The organism is Nostoc sp. UIC 10630 (assembly GCF_010747425.1).
Classification (GTDB): domain Bacteria; phylum Cyanobacteriota; class Cyanobacteriia; order Cyanobacteriales; family Nostocaceae; genus Nostoc.
Window position 1 is genome coordinate 1 of sequence record NZ_JAAGOG010000176.1, and the last position, 16,547, is coordinate 16,547.

A 16,547-nucleotide genomic window follows, 5' to 3' on the forward strand; every position below is an offset into this window, starting at 1 on the left:
GGGAAAGGGAAAGGGGAAAGGGGAAAGGGGAAGCTCACAAGGGTAGGTTTTTTAGAATCTCAAAAATAGTTGAGAAAATTCTCAATTGTTTAACGTGGTTTGGTCGTTTCAGGATTTAAGCATCGGCTGAAATAGGCAAAAAATGACCAAATACAAAATACCTACCCTTGAAAGAAAAGGGGAATTAGGTAAAAACCTCGCCCGCAAGTGGCGCGACCTGTTCATCCCTTTCCCCTTTCCCCTTTCCCCCTTTTTTTATCGGGTGCGGCTGGCTATAGTCTCACCCGTTTTGGAACTACCTAGCACCTAGCTATCAACTTGCAATATAACTTTTTATAACAGTTTTTCAAACTTTCCCCCAGAAAGTTAGTCGCTATGTAAAAATGGGAGGTGAAATGAGAATTAATTCGGCGACAGTGTTTGATTTTAGTATTGACAGGCTTTTCCCTTTTGGTATTACAGACTTCTCTCCGAAATCTAAATCTCTACAAACTTATGATTTTGGAGACATTTAATGTCAATTTACGTTGGTAACCTCTCCTATGAAGTTACACAAGATGCGCTGAGTACTGTTTTTGCAGAATATGGTTCTGTAAAGCGCGTTCAGCTACCTACTGACCGTGAAACAGGCCGTTTACGCGGTTTTGCTTTCGTGGAAATGAGTTCAGAAGACGAAGAAACTAAAGCCATTGAATCCCTTGATGGTGCTGAATGGATGGGTCGTGACCTTAAAGTGAATAAGGCCAAGCCCAGAGAAGACAGAGGTGGTTCTTTTGGTGGTGGTAATCGTGGCGGTGGTGGCGGTGGCTACAACCGTGGTGGTGGCGGTGGTCGCTACTAAACTCAGGCGAAAACCATTTAGTTTAATCTAGAAAAGGCTCAGGCAGAAATGCTTGAGCCTTTTTTATTCCGGTTCAGTTAGCTATAAAAACCTTAACCTGCGTAGGATTGGGTTTCACTTGTTTCAACCCAACCTATTGCTGGAGTTAATTATACCTTTGATAAGACGGCTTGCGATCGCCCAATAAAACAACGAGGTCATGAGGCTGGCTCACCATTTGCAGTTTTTGGCATCGACTCAATCAACGCCCTTAACACTTTATTGACCGCTTCTGGTGTAGTGAAAACCTGAGCCACATCTTCATCTAAGACCACAACTGTTAATTGTTGCGTTCCACTACGGGCAGTGAAGCGATTAGGCTTTGCTTTTTGATAATCGAAGCGATACTCAGCCTGAAGCTCGTCGTCAGAATTTTGCGATTGTTCAAAAGGTGTTTCGTTCATAATCTTCACGTTCCTTTCGAGTAGCTATGCAGACGTGAATGTAAGTACAGCAAGGAATTTCGCGCCAAGCTTGGTTTACCACCAGAACCGATGAAGTAGAGGTGAGGGAGAAGAATTAATAACTAATGCCCCATGCCCCATGCCCCATTCCCAATTAATAATGAGTTGCCGACTTGCGATGATGAACGGCTGTGATGCCATCATTATCTAACAATTTGCCATTCTCGACAGTGGCATAAACTAGCCAATGGTCGCCAGATTCCATCCGATTTTGTACAGAACATTCCAGATATGCCAAGGCATCTGCAAGTATGGGAGAACCGTTTTCAGCTTCTTGGGCGGCGACATCCGCAAATCTATCTTGTCCTGGGCCAAAGGGTTTGAGGAAGTGCTTCATCAACCCCAAATGATTCCCTTCTTTAAGAATATTGAGGACAAATTTGTTTCCTGTATGGGTCAGTGTTTCTACTGCCCGTTCTTTAGCGACGGCTATGGTTAAACCAGGCGGATTAAAGCTAGCTTGAGCTACCCAAGAGGCTAACATGGCACTAGAGCGATCGCCTTCTTTGGCAGTCAAAACGCACAGAGAACCAACTATACGACCAACTGCTTGTTCTACAGTAGTAGCAGGTTGACTTGGCGATCGCACTTTTCTAGCTTTCTTCAGTGCTTGGGCAAAGTCGGTTCCGGCTTCTTCACACAATTGTAAGGTGGCATCGTCGGGTTTAAATTTCACGCGGATGGTGTCAAAACCAAACCGATAACCAGCATCTTTTAATTTTCCCTCAATTAAATCAACTGCTTCCCCACTCCAGCCAAAGGAACCAAAAACACCCGCAAGTTTATTATTAGTCGCGGTGGATAGCACAATTCCTAAAGCTGTTTGCACGGGTGTAGGTGCATGACCGCCGAGAGTTGGAGAACCCATGATGAAACCACCGGCTTTTTCTACAGCCGCCCGGATTTCTTCTGGTTCAGTAAATTCGCAGTTAATCGATTCTACAGCAACGCCAGCTTTTGTAATCCCACGAGCGATCGCTTGGGCTAAGGTTGCTGTATTTCCATAAGCTGACGCATAAATTAACGCCACTGTCAAGTCAGCAGAAGTTTGCTGTTGACTCCATTCTCGATAAGATTTGGTCAGTTCGATTAAGCCATAGCGTACCAAAGGCCCGTGTCCATTGGCATACATTCTCACGGGGAAATCGGCTAGTTTTTCCAACGCTGTTTCTACTTGACGGGCGTGGGGAGCCATGAGGCAATCAAAATAATAGCGTCGATCTTCGTTATATACTTCCCAGCCTTCATCAAATACCTGATCTCCACAAACGTGCGCCCCAAATAACTTATCTGTGTAGAGAATTTCTGTTTGCGGATCGTAGGTGCAGAGTTGATCTGCATAGCGAGGGTTAGGGGTGGGAATAAATTGTAAATTATGCCCGTTACCCAAATCTAGAGTTTCTTCGCCCCGCATAACCAGAATTTGCAAATCTGGATTTTCCAGCGCCGCACGTAAATTTATCGCCCCTGGATTAGAACAAACAAAAGTGATTTGTGGAGCAATTGCTAACAAAGCTTTTAAAGTTGCAGCGCGGTTAGGGTTGACATGTCCCAAAATTACATAATCTAAATCTTCGAGATGGAAACGCTGCTGTAAGGCTTCTAAATAAATTTCTGTAAACGTTTCCCCTGGAGGGTCAATGATGGCATTTTTATCGCTTTCAATTAAATAAGAATTAGCAGTTGTACCCTTGGCAAGGGCATATTCAATTTCAAATCTGAGCCTTGACCAACTGCGCGATCGCAGTATTCTTGTATCTGTAGCTATTGGATAAACTTGAACATCACGAGGTTTATTTTTTGACATGGCTTTATTGGGGAATAGGTGATTGGGGATTGGGGATTGGGGACTGAGGATTGGGGACTGGGAAAGTTATTCTCAATACTTAATATTCAATCTTCAATATCTAATTCTTGATACCTAATTCCCAATCCCTAGTCCCCAGTACCTTCTTTAATAGTGATTTCCGACTTTGCGGTGATGCACAGCAGTTAAAGCATCGGGTTTAGAAACTCGTCCGGCGTAGACGTTGCTGTATACTGCCCAATGGTCGCCGCAATCCATTCTACTGACGACTTCGCACTCCATGTAGGCGAGGGCATCGTTGAGGATGGGCGCACCATTTTCGGCTGGCTGGGTTCTTACTCCTTCAAAACGATCAGCACCAGGGGCGAACCGTTTCAAAAAGTGCTTCATAAGTGGTTGGAAATTGCCTTCTTCTAAAACGTTGAGAACAAAGCGATCGCCTACTTGCATGAGTGATTCAATTGCCCGATCTTTGGCGACTGCAATGGAAAATCCCAAGGGTTTGAAGCTGGCTTGAGCAACCCAGGAGGCTAACATGGCACTGGATACATCGCCTTTTTTGGCAGTAATAATATACAGTCCGCCACTGAGCCTACCCAGTGCTTTATCTAAGTCAGCACCCAGAGATTTCATCGCTTTGATGCTGCGATCGCGTGTTACCCATTGAGCTAAATCTGTACCCGCTTCTTCACAAAGCTTGTAGGTATTTTCTGTAGGCGTTTGTTTAATCCGAATCGCTGGAAAAACTGTTATCAAACCCAAATTGCGGAATTTACTCACTAAAGGATCTATCGGCTCATCATCGCCACCGCCACTTTCAAACACACCGATAGCTTGCTTTTCTTTGGCAGATCCTAAAACTGTGCTGAGTGCAGATTGGATGCTCGCAGCACCAGAAGCCGGAGGTAGACCAACAATTAGCCCTGCACAACGGCTAACCAATTCCCGCAGTTCTTGTAAATCGACTTCAGATCCCAAATCGACAATTTCCACGGCGACACCGGTTTTACCGATACCGTTGGCAATTGCTTGCGCGAGGCGATCGCTATATCCGTATTCGGAAACATAAAATATTCCAATTACCGTTTCTGGCTTGGCTTGGGTTTGACTCCAAGTGCGGTAACGTCCAACTAGTTCCTCAACATTGTGAGATAATAATGGGCCGTGTCCTGTGGCAATCATATCGATGGTTTTAAGTTCCCCCATCCGCTTCAGGGCAGACAAAACCGATCGGGCATTTGGCCCCATCAAGCAATCGTAGTAGTAATGAAAGTCTTCTTCGATCACTGCCAAATCTTCATCAAAGGTGCTATCTGAGCAATAGTGCAGCCCAAAAGCGTCGCAGGTGTAGAGAGTTTTGGTTTTGTGGTCGAAGCTGAAAATGGTATCTGGCCAATGTAAATTTGGGGCAATCACGAATTCAAATTCATGACCATTGCCCAAATCCAAGCGATCGCCATTTTTCACAATCCGCCGCTTGAATGGCTGATGTACAAAATCCTCAAGAAACTGAATCGCCACCTTAGAACCGACAACGGTAATTTCTGGAGCCACAAGCAACAAGTCTTTAACCAAACCGCTATGGTCTGGCTCAGTATGGCTGATAATCAAATAATCAATATCTGTTGGGTTGATTAGTCCGGTGAGCGTATCAAAATATAGTTGACGAAACTTTTCGTGGGAGGTATCAACTAAAGCAGTCTGCTCCCCACGGATGAGAAACGAGTTATAAGTAGTACCGTTTTGCAAACCAAACTCAATATCGAAGCGATCGCGATCCCAGTCTAAAGAGCGAATTGCCGTCGTCTCTTGAGCGATTTCCACAGTCTGTATGGTGAGCCGTTTTTCTGTTTTTTCGGTGAGCGCTACCATAACTCCCTCCTTGACACAATGAGTATTTGTTCCTCTTCTTTTATTGTGACACGTGATGAATGTTAATTTTTATTAAAAAATCTATGGCTGACTTAAAAAAGTTAAAAGTGTGAAACCGCAGAAGTACAGAGAGGAAATTTGGCTAGCGTTGGAAATTGGGAACTCTCGGCTACATTGGGCGTTATTTATTGACGAGACGCTTTACTCAGCGTGGGATACTGACTATCTTCCTGAGTCTGTTATACAACAGTTGGCTGAATGTCAAACCCTGAATGATTTACTAGAGAAAATTTTCCCCGAATTTAAATCTCTAACAAACACTCTGCCCCTCTGCCCTGTTTTCGTCGCCTCCGTAGTTCCGGGTCAAACTGCTATTTGGCAAACTTACCCAAATACTCATGTTATTACATTAGACCAAGTACCGCTAAAAAGTGTTTATTCCACACTAGGAATTGACCGCGCTTTAGCTTTGTGGGGAGCGGGGGAAATTTGGGGTTTTCCAATGTTGGTGATTGATGCTGGGACAGCGCTAACTTTTACGGCTGCGGATGCTAATGAGTGTCTAGTTGGAGGTGCAATTTTGCCGGGATTGGGCTTACAATTTGCAACTCTCGGTCAACAAACAGGACAATTACCATTAGTGGAAATGCAAAATTTTCCATCTCTACCACCACGTTTTGCCATCAACACTATAGAGGCTATTCAGAGTGGAGTATTTTATACAATATTAGCTGGAATTAAAGACTTTATTGAGGCATGGTTGCAATTATTTCCTGATGGCAAAATTGCGATTAAAGGGGGCGATCGCACTTTACTACTAAACTATCTACAAGCCTTATATCCTGAAATTACAGCACGTTTGCTTGTAGAACCCAATTTAATTTTTTGGGGAATGCAGGAAATAGTAATGGGTGATTAAGGCAACTGAATAAATTAAGTATTTCGCAGCACCAAAAAATGAAAATTTCAGTTTTAAGAGCTAGCGATTATATTGACCCTGATGTTTATTTAATTAATATAAATAAACCTTATTTTATAGATATCTGTAATTACTAATTTCCTTTAATAAACTCCCGAATCTCAAGTGCTACAACCCCAGCGCAAGATTCCGGTAAATCATTTCCGGCATGGGAAATCATTTTCAACTCAACTTTTGGCATCAGTTGAGCATAAACACGACTCTTGGCCAAAGCATCTGGTGTATCTTGCCCACCTTGTAAAATAAAAACCGACACATCTATCATATAAAGCCGCTTTTGCACTAATTCCGCTTCAATTTCTATCTGTCGCCGTTTGAAAAGTAACTGGCAACCTCTGGGATAAGGCAATAGCGACTGACGCAACTGCAAGTCTTGGGCAATTTTTTCATGCCAACCCAAGATTTTAGTTAAGGGAGTTAGCGATCGCAACAATTTAACTATTAGTGGTGGATAATTCAATAATCGCCGCATCTTCCGGCAATACTCTTCCTGTCCTGCTATCTCTACGCCCTCTGGTGCAAGCAGTACCAAACCATCGATTTTCTCAGGATACTTTAAAGCATAACTAGCAGCAATCCAACCCCCAAGAGAATGTCCTACTAAATATACTTTTTCTAGTTTGACAGCTTGCAGAAATTCAGCTAAACACTCTACTTGCAAATCTATCGAATGGTGGATATTAGGATTCTCTGACTCACCAAACCCTAACAAATCAGGTGCAAAGCAATGGAAATCTTGTGCAAGGGACTCCATCACAGATAACCATTGACTGCTTTCATTCCAAGTACCATGTAAAAAAATTATAGGAGTTTTTTCACCAATTTCACGCCAGAATACAAGCCCTTGAGAGAGCTTTATCCGGGAGTTACGGAATAGTGTATTCATTTTAATTTAGTAGTTAACTTTTAGCACCATAATAAATATTCATTTGTCATTAGTCATTTGTCATTAGTTTTGGGCAAATTATAAACAGAGAAGTCTGAACCGTTAGCGTAGCATCTCGTAAAGCCTGCGGCATAGCTACGCTTAGGGCGCAGCCTCTCGTAGAGAAGCTTCCTTAAATCAGAACTTTGGCGGCAAATGACCAATGACTAATAACAAAATATTGTTATGCCAGTGTTGTCAAGCCATTTAAGTAGTCTTGCAACTGCCTAGTATGGTCGTGAGACATCTGTCCTGAAGGTAGCAAATTGGGAGAAAAAGCTTGGATTTCCATAACTTCCAAAGTATCTTGAATCTCCATTGTCCCATGCACCTCGGCTTCAACCGCAATACAAATTGAATGGATTCTGGGATCGCGGTCTGGTGCAGAGTAAACTCCTACCAAACGGTTGATTTTCACCAATTCTAGCCCGGTTTCTTCGATCAATTCCCGGCGGACTGTGTTGGGAATATCTTCTCCCCAATCGACCATGCCTCCAGGCAATGCCCAAAGACCATCATCACGCCGTCGGATCAGTACTATCCGACCATCAGGTAAAATTGGGATGATACTAGTACCAGTAATGGGATGACGAAATATAATACCCAATACTGTTTGTCCAATACGCCATAAGCTACGTGTGGACTGGACAGCTGCCGGAAAAAAAGCAATAACGTTCAATCTTCAAAATTGATATGTTGTATTCTATATTTCTCTACCACTTACATCAACTCAACTCATAAAATTTCGTCGAGTTTTGTTTTATACAAAAATGTTTGTGGTTTGAGATTTTATTCTCACGATTTACGTAGAATATCATTAATCTTAACATTAACTTTCAATAGAAGCACTGTATTTATATATACATACCATTTGTTAAGTTAGAAGACTTTTCAGTTTATAAATAACATTAGCTTTGCTCAAACCAGCTATCATTAATATTTTTCAAGACACTTTCAAAAAATTAATCTGAATAAGTATGTCTAAATTCTGAATTCTAAAGAGGCAATTAAGTGCTATTGGAGATTGCCACCAAATTCTTGCTAATTAAGCTTAATATACGAAAATCCTTTACAAAAACTGCGATTACCTTTGGTGTGCTAAAAGCGATCGCACAAACAACCCAATGAAAAATCTAGCTCTACTATCTGCCATAGCCCTCACCACCACATCTGGATTGGTTTTCGGTACAATGCAAGCCGCCTCTGCTTTAGCTTGGAATTGGAATTATTCTGGTACTGGTATAGAGGCGATTGGTACTTTTACCACTGATAACACCCCTGACGATTTGGGTTTTTATCAGATTTTGGGAATTACTGGTACACGAAATGGTGAAACAATTACTGGTCTGCAACCTGTAGGCACTCCTATACCAGGAAACGAACCTTTTAATGTTGACAATTTAATTAGTCTTAATACTCAGCAGTTAACAGGTGATGGTTTTGGTTATTCTACATCGGGGGGAAACTATTCTAGTCCATTTTTCGCTAGTTTTTTGCCAACGCCAAGTTATTTAGAAGTTTTTTCTGTTCCACCACTGACACCAGGTTTTGAAAATTTGGGGACGGAAGATAGTGAGTTACCCATCAGTTTTTCTGCAAGCATAATCACCGTACCTGAACCCACCTCTATCCTTAGCTTATTTGCCCTCGCTATTATTGGTGTCCCTTCAGCACTCAAACGTAATAAGCCATCTAAATTAACTGATAAGAAGCTTGAAAAAGTTTCCTAAAACCATCAATAAAAGGCTTTGTTGCACGAATAGGGAAAAACGGTCAATTTCGCTTGTACCTATTGCATTTGCGTTGAATAAATGAAGTTGAAGTTTAGCAAATACTGAATTTTATTAGTAGGATAGCTTCCAATACTGCTTCGTTAATGGGAAAAGGGGAAAGAAAAAACCTTTAACCCAAGCCCAGTTATTTTTTACCTCAGCCAAATTCTTTGTGTAAAAAGTCTGACTCAGAGCAGTATTGAGATAGCTTCTTCATTGGCTTTTTGCAAGAATAACTAGTTAGCTAATTTACATATTTTTGATGTATTTGCATCTAAGAAAATGTATTTTTTGTCTAGCTGGTGGGGATAATTCTAAATTGTTATTGACAAAACAAGGTAAAACGCGGTAGACTAGTACACTGTTTAAAGCGTATTGATTGCTGCACTAGGCTACAAGTATATCAATAACATTGGTAGCTAATATTGCCTACGTGATGCCTAGTTGCTACTCTTTTGTTGTTTATTTAATGAGGTGAACATGGCCAAGCGCCGTAACCCGAAAAAAGAAAAGGCGCTACGGAACCAGGCGTATGCCAGAAAGTTTCGTAAACGAACTACGACAGGAAGAATGCAGAGAAGGTTCCAACAAAGACCACCCAAGAGTGAAGAAGAAGAAGGCGCAGCAACAGCAGCTGACACTGACTAAGCTGTCTGCTTAAATCCTTTTTTATATAGATTATTTATTGTTTAGGGCGCACATTTGTACGCCCTTATTTATTTTTGGTTATGGGGCAATACGGTTCAAAGCGCTACTTGTACAAAATCGTGGGTTTTGAGACGCGATAAATCGCCGTCTCTACAAGTGTTTTTTGGTCTTATCTGAACTGTATTGGGAATTGGGCATTGGGAATTGGGCATTGGGAATTGGGCATGAAGAAGAAACAAGGAAGAGAGAGGAGACTTATTCAATAATTCCCTCTGCTCCCCCTACCTTCCCATTCCCCATTCCCCATTCCCTTATTGATCGATTTGAGCGCGAGCAGCTATGAGTGCTTTGCTAACCTGTACAAAGCCAGTACCACCGTGACTGTTGCGGGCTGCTACAACTTGACGGGGGGATATCGCCTCATAAATATCTGCTGCAAATGCCGGATGTAGTTGTTGCCACTCTTCCAAATCCAAATCTTTCAGGAGTTTACCTGCGGCAATACTAGTTTTTACTACCTTACCCACGAGGTTGTAAGCTTCCCGGAAAGGAACGCCCCGTGCTGCAAGATAATCTGCTACATCGGTAGCGTTGGAAAAATCTTCGGTTACGGCTTCTGCTAGACGCTGGGTACGAAATTCTAAGCCTTCTCTGAGCAAAATCGTCATTGCTTCTAGAGATGCTTTGACTGTGTTAACGCTATCAAATAGACCTTCTTTATCTTCTTGCAGGTCTTTGTTATATGCCAGAGGTAGCCCTTTCATAATCACCAGCATTGCCTGGAGATGACCAAATACACGCCCTGTTTTCCCCCGCACGAGTTCTGGGACATCGGGGTTTTTCTTTTGAGGCATGATACTGGAACCTGTTGCACAACTATCTTTGAGGGTGACAAAACGAAATTCTTCAGATGACCAAAGAATGACTTCTTCTGCAAGGCGGCTGAGGTGAACCATAATCAAGCTAGCAGCACACAAGAATTCGATCGCAAAATCGCGATCGCTCACTCCATCAAGACTGTTAGCATAAATATCGTCAAAATCTAATAGTTTGGCTGTGTAGTGGCGATCAATAGGGAAAGTAGTTCCCGCTAAAGCACCACACCCCAAAGGTGAGATATTGACGCGGCGAGAAACATCTCCTAAGCGTTCCCAGTCGCGTTGTGCCATTTGAAAGTATGCCAAGAGGTGGTGAGCTAAACTCACAGGTTGAGCGCGTTGGAGATGGGTATAGCCTGGGATCAAAGTTTCAACATGCTTTTCAGCTATATCCAGTAGAACACCTTGAAATTCTCGCAATTCGCTTTTGATTTGCTGGATTTGGTCGCGGAGGTAGAGTCTAGTATCAGTACCAACTTGGTCATTACGCGATCGCGCTGTATGCAGCTTTTTACCCACATCACCAACAATTTCTGTCAGTCGTTTTTCAACTGCAAAATGTACATCTTCTGCATCAACACCAGGCTGAAATCTACCTTGGCCGTACTCTTGGCGAATTTCTTCTAAACCTGCAACCAGTTGTTCACCTTCTTCTGAGGAGATAATGCCCGTGTGAGCTAGCATTTTGGCATGGGCTTGAGAACCAGTCAGATCGTATTCTATTAATTCAATATCAAAACCTATACTGGCATTAAAACGAGCGATCGCGGGATGCAGGGCTGATTCAAACCTCTGGCTCCAAGTTTGTTCTTTGGTCATAAATATCAAGAGAGTGGGGGAGAGTTAAGAGTTAAGAGTGAGGAGTTATGAGTTTTTAACTCCCATAACTTCTCACTCCTCACTTTCAACTCCTAACTTTTAAATTTAACCGTAGCTAGTTAAATTCCGAATCATATAGCCAATGACTAAACCAATCAACAATGCCCACACTTGACCTGTTTGTATAAAGTGGCTCCAAGATTTTTGAATCTGACCCATCAGGTCTGGATCGGTAATTGTTTGTGCTAGTAGTGCTGTCAAATTTGCAGGCAAATGCCAATATAACTGAGATGTCAAATCGCTGAGATGGCTCATATTTGGTGATTAAGAGGTTGAGGGTGGCAAATTTCAGATCAGTTTATTTTTCAGATAAATTACTGATAACGTACTGAAATATTGGGTGTAACTTTAAAGTCTTAACTCAAGATCCAGCCGATGCCAACCGCAATTTCTCGGCAGTTCGCAAAATTTGCCCCGCCAAAACTGCTGCACCAAAACCATTATCGATATTTACTACACCTACTCCCGCCGCACAAGAGTTAAGCATTGTCAATAAAGGTGCTAACCCGCCAAAACTCGCACCATAGCCGATGCTGGTGGGTACGGCAATCACAGGACAACTCGCTAAACCAGCGACAACGCTGGGTAAAGCGCCTTCCATCCCTGCCACGACAATCAACACCGATGCTGACTCAATCAGGTGGCGGTTACTTAATAAACGGTGAATTCCGGCAACGCCAACATCCCAGAGACGCTGTACCCGGAAACCAGAAAGTTCAGCAGTGATAGCTGCTTCTTCAGCAACGGCTAAATCGGCAGTACCAGCAGAAAGAATGGCAATTTCACCCGCAAATAGTGGTTCGATCTTAGGAGGAGCGATCGCACAAATTCGCGCCGAATCGTAATATCGCAAACCGCTAACTTTTGATTGCAGTACGGTATAAACTGCTGGTTCAATGCGAGTCGCCATCACTACCGGGTTGCGGAGGCGCATTACCTCGATAATTTGAGCAATTTGATCAGGTGTTTTACCAGGGCCCCAAATCACCTCTGGGAAACCAGTTCTTAGCTGGCGATGATGGTCAATTTTGGCAAACTCACCTACAGATTCATAAGTTAAGTCTTTGAGTGAGTCTAATGCCGTATCTGGGGTAACTTTACCATTGGCAACCGCAACGAGTAGCGATCGCAAGGTTTTTTCATCTGTCATTAGTCCTTTTTCCTTTATTCTTGCCACTAACCACTGACTAATAACTAATGATTAATCCGTTACTTTTATTTCATGAATGTTCCAGAATGCACCACCCAGTGCAGAGTATTGAATACCTTCAAAGCGATTACGCACTGCTGACATTGACAAAGCGTTAACTAAGTAAATAAAAGGTAAATTCTCTTGAGTAATTCGCTGGGTTTCTGCATAAATTTCTTTTCGCTTGGTTGTGTCTAATTCCCTTGCCCCTTGAATGTATAACTTAGCAATTTCTGCTTCCCAAGGAGCCACTTCCCAACCTTGAATCGGTTTTTGTCCTGCTTGGGGTTTCTGATTAAACATGTGCAATCCACCTTCGGGCGACCAGACATTAGCCCCATCATTTGGTTCTAAACCACCAGTCAAACCCAGCATAGAAACTTCCCAATCTAATGAGTTTGACAGCTTATCTGTGTAAGTATTCCATGCCAGAGGTGTGAAATCAACTTGAATACCAATTTTACTCAGGTCTTGTTTAATCTGCGACCCAATTGCTTCGCGGATTTTGTTACCAGCATTGGTGAGCAATGAGAAGCGGACACGGTTTCCTTGAGCATCTATTAATTGGTTCTTGTCGTTATATTTGAATCCTGCTTTTAGTAACAGTTCTTTCGCCTTTTCTGTATTGTAGGTATAAACTTTTAGTCCTTGTTCAGGCGACAGATAATAAGGACTTTGCACGGAAATGGGTGAATTTTGTGGTTTACCCAAACCCCGAAAAGTATTGTTAATCATTGTTTGTCGGTCAATCGCGTATGCTACTGCCTGTCGAAATTCTACAGTATTAAACCAACGCGATTTTATTGGATCAACCAGGGGTTTTCCATCCCTTTTACCTTTATTTAAATTAAAGAAAACAAACGTCGTACCTGTTGCTGGGCCACCATTGAAAATTTTGAAATTCCCCTGTTCTTCTTGCACCTTTAGCAAAGAAAAATAATCTGGTGAGACTCCCACAGTATCTAACCCGCCAGAACGAAATTGCAGCAAGGAGGTATCTGTTGATTCCACAATTTCCCACACAATCCGTTCAATATAAGGTTGGGATTCTCCTTTGGACCCTTTGCGCCAATAGTAGGGGTTGCGCCTAAATACTACACGCTGACTTGTATCGTAGCGCTCTAACTTGTAAGGGCCATTAACAATAATTTGATCTGGAGGAGTATCAACGCCCCATTTTGACAAAAATATTGGCTTACCCTCTTGGTCTTTTGTCTTGACAAATGGTTCTAGAGTATGGGCAGGTAAAATTGGCAGTCCTAAAGCTCCTAAGAACGGTGCAAATGGTTCTGGAGTCGTAAATTCAATTCGTTGAGCATCGATTTTTCGTACCTTTGGCAATGCCCGACTTTCACCAATCCGTAGCACATCTCTAGCATCTGCGGGAATCGCTTCGTTAAGATAAATTTCGTTGAAGGTAAATACTACATCATCTGCTGTTAAAGGCTTCCCATCAGACCATTTCAATCCCTGGCGTAGGGTAAAAACAAACCGCAATTTGTCATCAGAAATTTCCCATGATTCCGCTAAAGAAGGCTCGATTTTACCAGTTATCGGGTTTTCTGTAGTTAATCCTTCATAAATTAGAGGAAAAACATTCGGAACCTCCTGACTGAGAGGATAATTAAAAGTTTTAGGGTCACTGAGAATGGCACTTACCAATTGCGGCACTTGAGCAGCTACACTTTTGAAGTTAGTGGGGTTGCAGGCGATAAGTGTAAGTGCTGTTGCTGAAGTCAGAATTATTGGCAACCAAAAACGTTTAATTACCAGAAATATTTTGCTAAAAAATTTCATACTTTTAATGCACAAATAGTTCATCAACCCAACCTACAGGTCTTATAAGTCTTTAAGTGAATCTGATATGATGAAGTTTATTTTTGATAACACATGAAAATTAACTAGCTTTTTTAGTTTCTACTACTTTGAGTTCATAAATATTCCAATTGTAACTTCCTATCGCTGAGTATTTTACGTTCTCAATGGTATTACGCACGGCTACTAAAGCGAGGGAATTGAATAGGTGAATAAAAGGCAGATACTCTTGTGATAGTTGTTGGGTTTCTGCATAGATAGCCTTGCGTTTTGTTTCATCAAATTCTCTTGCCCCTTGGATGTAGAGGTCTTCAATTTTCTGCTCCCAATCGGTAGCTTTCCAACCTACTGTTGGGGATTGTCCGGCTTGAGCTTTTTGATTAAATACATGAAAGTTACCTTCTACAGACCAGACATTGAAACCATCTTGCGGTTCAATACCACCAGTGATGGCTCCATACCAACATTCCCAATCTAGGGTGTTAGAAATTTTTTCTCCGATAATACTGAAGTCAAGAAATTGTAAATCAACTTTAATGCCTATCTTGCCGAGATCCTGTTGGATTTTCGGTGTAATTGTCGGTCTATTACCAGCAACAGCCATCATTGTGAAGCGGACTCGATTACCATCCGCGTCTAACAGTTGACCTTTATCATCATATTTAAATCCTGCTTCTAATAAAATTTGTTTAGCTTTTTCTGGATTATAATCATAAGTTTTTAAACCTTCTTTTGGAGATAAATAATAGGGACTGGGAACAGAAATTGGAGAGTCTTGTGGTTCACCCAATCCCCGCAAAGTGTTGTTGATCATCGTTTGGCGATCAATAGCGTAGGCGACAGCCTGTCTAAAAGCAACGTTGTTAAAAAAGCGTGACTTAATGGGATCTACAACAGGCTTGCCATTGCGACTACCTTTGTTGAGGTTGAAAGTTATAAAACTTGTCCCAGAGTCAGGCCCGGCATTTTTAATAGTAAAGTTACCCCGCTTTTCTTGACGCTTAAGCAATTGAAAATTTCCAGGGCCAATTTCTAGTAAATCTAACCCTCCAGAACGAAATTGCAGCAAAGCTGTATCAGGCGATTCCACAATTTGCCAAATTACACGCTCAATATATGGCAGTGGTTTTCCTTGTGCATCTTTTTTGCGCCAGTAGTAAGGATTGCGCCGAAATGTTAAGCGTTGATTGGTTGAATAACTCTCGATTCCGTAAGGGCCATTAACAATAATTTTTTTGGGGTCTGTGTCGGTTCCCCAAGTGGACATAAACACAGGCTTACCGTCAGAGTTTTTGGCTTTTACTGCTGCACGCAGGGCGTGTTCTGGTAGTATTCCTACCCCTGCTGCAATCGATCGCAAGAAAGGAGCAAACGGTTCTGGCAGAATAAATTCTACTCGGCGTTCATCGACTTTGCGGACTTTCAGAAAAGTCTTACTGCTCCCAATGCGGAGAGCATCTTGGATATAAGTGGGAATGCGCTTGTTCATGTAGATGTCATTAAAAGAGAAAACGACATCATCGGCTGTTAATGGCTTACCATCCGACCACTTCAATCCTTCTCGCAAGGTAAAGATAAACCGCAGTTTGTCTGGGGAAATTTCCCAAGATTCAGCCAAAGCTGGCTCAATTTCTTTAGTTATTCCGTTTTGAGTCGCTAATGCCTCATAAGTGAAACCAGCAATATTGGGAGATTCTTGGATGAGGGCGTAGTTAAAGGTTTTAGGATCACTCGTAGTAGAAACAACTAACTGGGGAACTTGTGCAGCTGCGGTTTTAAAGTTAGATGGATTGCAGGCGGTAACTGTAATTGCTGTTGCTGAAGCCAGAATTATTGGTAAGCAAAAACGCTTAATTATGTGAAAAATTGTCGAATATTTCATAATTTTTATTCTTTCAAAAGCAAGACAACAGCATAAGCAGATATACCTTCCTCCCGTCCAACGGGGCCTAATTTTTCGTTAGTGGTAGCTTTGATGCCAATTTGATTTGGTTCTAATTCTAAAATCGCCGCTAGCTTGTCGCGCATAGTATGAATATGCGGCTTTAATTTGGGACGTTCTGCTACTATCACCGAGTCAATATTTCCTATCTGCCAGCCTTGATCCCGAATCAGTTGATGTACTTGAGTTAATAGTACTAAACTATCTGCTCCCGCCCATTTGGGATCGCTCGGCGGAAAATAATGACCAATATCCCCCAAAGATAATGCCCCAAGCATGGCATCCATAATCGCGTGCGTTAATACATCAGCGTCACTGTGTCCTAATAAACCCAGTTCATGAGGAATTTGAATTCCACCCAAAATCAAAGCGCGATCGCTCACTAATCGATGGATATCGTAGCCGTTACCAATACGAATTTTTGTCATTTGTCATTTGTCATTTGTCATTCGTTAGGAGTTAGAAATAATTATTCTCCCCCTGCTCCCCTGCTCCCC

General features: G+C 42.2%; 16 protein-coding genes. 5 read left to right on the top strand and 11 right to left on the bottom strand.

Going from position 1 to position 16,547, the window contains the following annotated elements:
* The first annotated feature begins 142 nt into the window (after nucleotides 1–142).
* Together G1O98_RS29370 and G1O98_RS29375 are read left to right on the top strand one after the other, a co-directional pair.
* Nucleotides 143–310, top strand: a complete 168-nt coding sequence (locus tag G1O98_RS29370; RefSeq protein WP_163935593.1) for a hypothetical protein — start codon at nucleotides 143–145, stop codon at nucleotides 308–310.
* 204 nt (nucleotides 311–514) lie between these two features.
* Nucleotides 515–841, top strand: coding sequence for an RNA-binding protein (locus G1O98_RS29375; protein ID WP_163935596.1), 327 nt, complete (start codon nucleotides 515–517; stop codon nucleotides 839–841).
* A gap of 197 nt (nucleotides 842–1,038) precedes the next feature.
* Here the strand turns inward: G1O98_RS29375 and G1O98_RS29380 are convergent, their stop codons facing one another.
* The 3 genes from G1O98_RS29380 to G1O98_RS29390 all read right to left on the bottom strand — a co-directional run bounded on the left by G1O98_RS29380 (nucleotide 1,039) and on the right by G1O98_RS29390 (nucleotide 5,023).
* The gene (locus tag G1O98_RS29380) at nucleotides 1,039–1,284 is read right to left on the bottom strand and encodes a hypothetical protein (RefSeq protein ID WP_163935599.1); all 246 of its coding nucleotides are present in this window, start codon (nucleotides 1,282–1,284) and stop codon (nucleotides 1,039–1,041) included.
* Between the two features lie 154 nt (nucleotides 1,285–1,438).
* Nucleotides 1,439–3,151, bottom strand: coding sequence for a diflavin flavoprotein (locus G1O98_RS29385; protein ID WP_114084491.1), 1,713 nt, complete (start codon nucleotides 3,149–3,151; stop codon nucleotides 1,439–1,441).
* A 147-nt stretch (nucleotides 3,152–3,298) separates the two neighbouring features.
* A complete protein-coding gene (locus tag G1O98_RS29390; protein ID WP_163935602.1) occupies nucleotides 3,299–5,023 on the bottom strand; it encodes a diflavin flavoprotein in 1,725 nt (574 codons plus the stop codon).
* A 109-nt stretch (nucleotides 5,024–5,132) separates the two neighbouring features.
* Between G1O98_RS29390 and G1O98_RS29395 the strand changes: the two genes are divergently transcribed.
* Nucleotides 5,133–5,942, top strand: coding sequence for a pantothenate kinase (locus tag G1O98_RS29395; protein WP_163935605.1), 810 nt, complete (start codon nucleotides 5,133–5,135; stop codon nucleotides 5,940–5,942).
* A 133-nt stretch (nucleotides 5,943–6,075) separates the two neighbouring features.
* On the opposite strand, the gene G1O98_RS29400 is transcribed toward G1O98_RS29395, so the two are convergent.
* Together G1O98_RS29400 and G1O98_RS29405 are read right to left on the bottom strand one after the other, a co-directional pair.
* Nucleotides 6,076–6,888: an alpha/beta hydrolase gene (locus tag G1O98_RS29400; protein WP_163935609.1), complete on the bottom strand. Its 813-nt coding sequence runs from the start codon at nucleotides 6,886–6,888 to the stop codon at nucleotides 6,076–6,078.
* Between the two features lie 223 nt (nucleotides 6,889–7,111).
* Nucleotides 7,112–7,606, bottom strand: a complete 495-nt coding sequence (locus G1O98_RS29405) for an NUDIX hydrolase (protein WP_114084487.1) — start codon at nucleotides 7,604–7,606, stop codon at nucleotides 7,112–7,114.
* Nucleotides 7,607–8,051: 445 nt separating this feature from the next.
* Here G1O98_RS29405 and G1O98_RS29410 point away from each other — a divergent pair, with 445 nt between their 5' ends.
* Nucleotides 8,052–8,657 carry a PEP-CTERM sorting domain-containing protein gene (locus tag G1O98_RS29410; RefSeq protein ID WP_163935612.1) on the top strand — a complete coding sequence of 202 codons (606 nt, stop codon included), beginning with the start codon at nucleotides 8,052–8,054 and terminating at the stop codon, nucleotides 8,655–8,657.
* 522 nt (nucleotides 8,658–9,179) lie between these two features.
* Nucleotides 9,180–9,347 carry a hypothetical protein gene (locus G1O98_RS38830; RefSeq protein WP_012412073.1) on the top strand — a complete coding sequence of 56 codons (168 nt, stop codon included), beginning with the start codon at nucleotides 9,180–9,182 and terminating at the stop codon, nucleotides 9,345–9,347.
* A gap of 311 nt (nucleotides 9,348–9,658) precedes the next feature.
* Here the strand turns inward: G1O98_RS38830 and argH are convergent, their stop codons facing one another.
* The 6 genes from argH to ispF form a co-directional block, all read right to left on the bottom strand.
* Nucleotides 9,659–11,044, bottom strand: a complete 1,386-nt coding sequence (gene argH, locus G1O98_RS29415; protein WP_163935615.1) for an argininosuccinate lyase — start codon at nucleotides 11,042–11,044, stop codon at nucleotides 9,659–9,661.
* A 105-nt stretch (nucleotides 11,045–11,149) separates the two neighbouring features.
* Nucleotides 11,150–11,359, bottom strand: a complete 210-nt coding sequence (locus G1O98_RS29420; protein WP_163935618.1) for a hypothetical protein — start codon at nucleotides 11,357–11,359, stop codon at nucleotides 11,150–11,152.
* Between the two features lie 106 nt (nucleotides 11,360–11,465).
* Nucleotides 11,466–12,254 (bottom strand): nickel pincer cofactor biosynthesis protein LarB, encoded by a 789-nt coding sequence (gene larB, locus G1O98_RS29425; protein WP_163935621.1) that lies wholly within the window; start codon nucleotides 12,252–12,254, stop codon nucleotides 11,466–11,468.
* 51 nt (nucleotides 12,255–12,305) lie between these two features.
* Complete coding sequence (locus tag G1O98_RS29430; RefSeq protein WP_163935624.1) at nucleotides 12,306–14,090, bottom strand: ABC transporter substrate-binding protein; 1,785 nt, start codon at nucleotides 14,088–14,090, stop codon at nucleotides 12,306–12,308.
* A 100-nt stretch (nucleotides 14,091–14,190) separates the two neighbouring features.
* Entirely contained in the window at nucleotides 14,191–15,990 is a 1,800-nt protein-coding gene (locus G1O98_RS29435; RefSeq protein WP_163935627.1) for an ABC transporter substrate-binding protein, read from the bottom strand.
* Nucleotides 15,991–15,995: 5 nt separating this feature from the next.
* The gene (gene ispF / locus G1O98_RS29440; RefSeq protein WP_163935629.1) at nucleotides 15,996–16,478 is read right to left on the bottom strand and encodes a 2-C-methyl-D-erythritol 2,4-cyclodiphosphate synthase; all 483 of its coding nucleotides are present in this window, start codon (nucleotides 16,476–16,478) and stop codon (nucleotides 15,996–15,998) included.
* Nucleotides 16,479–16,547 lie beyond the last annotated feature (69 nt).

Coding starts and splice junctions, on each gene's coding strand:
- G1O98_RS29370 (WP_163935593.1), top strand. CDS start 143: ATGACCAAATACAAAATACCTACCCTTGAAAGAAAAGGGGAATTAGGT.
- G1O98_RS29375 (WP_163935596.1), top strand. CDS start 515: ATGTCAATTTACGTTGGTAACCTCTCCTATGAAGTTACACAAGATGCG.
- G1O98_RS29380 (WP_163935599.1), bottom strand. CDS start 1,284: ATGAACGAAACACCTTTTGAACAATCGCAAAATTCTGACGACGAGCTT.
- G1O98_RS29385 (WP_114084491.1), bottom strand. CDS start 3,151: ATGTCAAAAAATAAACCTCGTGATGTTCAAGTTTATCCAATAGCTACA.
- G1O98_RS29390 (WP_163935602.1), bottom strand. CDS start 5,023: ATGGTAGCGCTCACCGAAAAAACAGAAAAACGGCTCACCATACAGACT.
- G1O98_RS29400 (WP_163935609.1), bottom strand. CDS start 6,888: ATGAATACACTATTCCGTAACTCCCGGATAAAGCTCTCTCAAGGGCTT.
- G1O98_RS29410 (WP_163935612.1), top strand. CDS start 8,052: ATGAAAAATCTAGCTCTACTATCTGCCATAGCCCTCACCACCACATCT.
- G1O98_RS38830 (WP_012412073.1), top strand. CDS start 9,180: ATGGCCAAGCGCCGTAACCCGAAAAAAGAAAAGGCGCTACGGAACCAG.
- argH (WP_163935615.1), bottom strand. CDS start 11,044: ATGACCAAAGAACAAACTTGGAGCCAGAGGTTTGAATCAGCCCTGCAT.
- G1O98_RS29420 (WP_163935618.1), bottom strand. CDS start 11,359: ATGAGCCATCTCAGCGATTTGACATCTCAGTTATATTGGCATTTGCCT.
- larB (WP_163935621.1), bottom strand. CDS start 12,254: ATGACAGATGAAAAAACCTTGCGATCGCTACTCGTTGCGGTTGCCAAT.
- G1O98_RS29430 (WP_163935624.1), bottom strand. CDS start 14,090: ATGAAATTTTTTAGCAAAATATTTCTGGTAATTAAACGTTTTTGGTTG.
- G1O98_RS29435 (WP_163935627.1), bottom strand. CDS start 15,990: ATGAAATATTCGACAATTTTTCACATAATTAAGCGTTTTTGCTTACCA.
- ispF (WP_163935629.1), bottom strand. CDS start 16,478: ATGACAAAAATTCGTATTGGTAACGGCTACGATATCCATCGATTAGTG.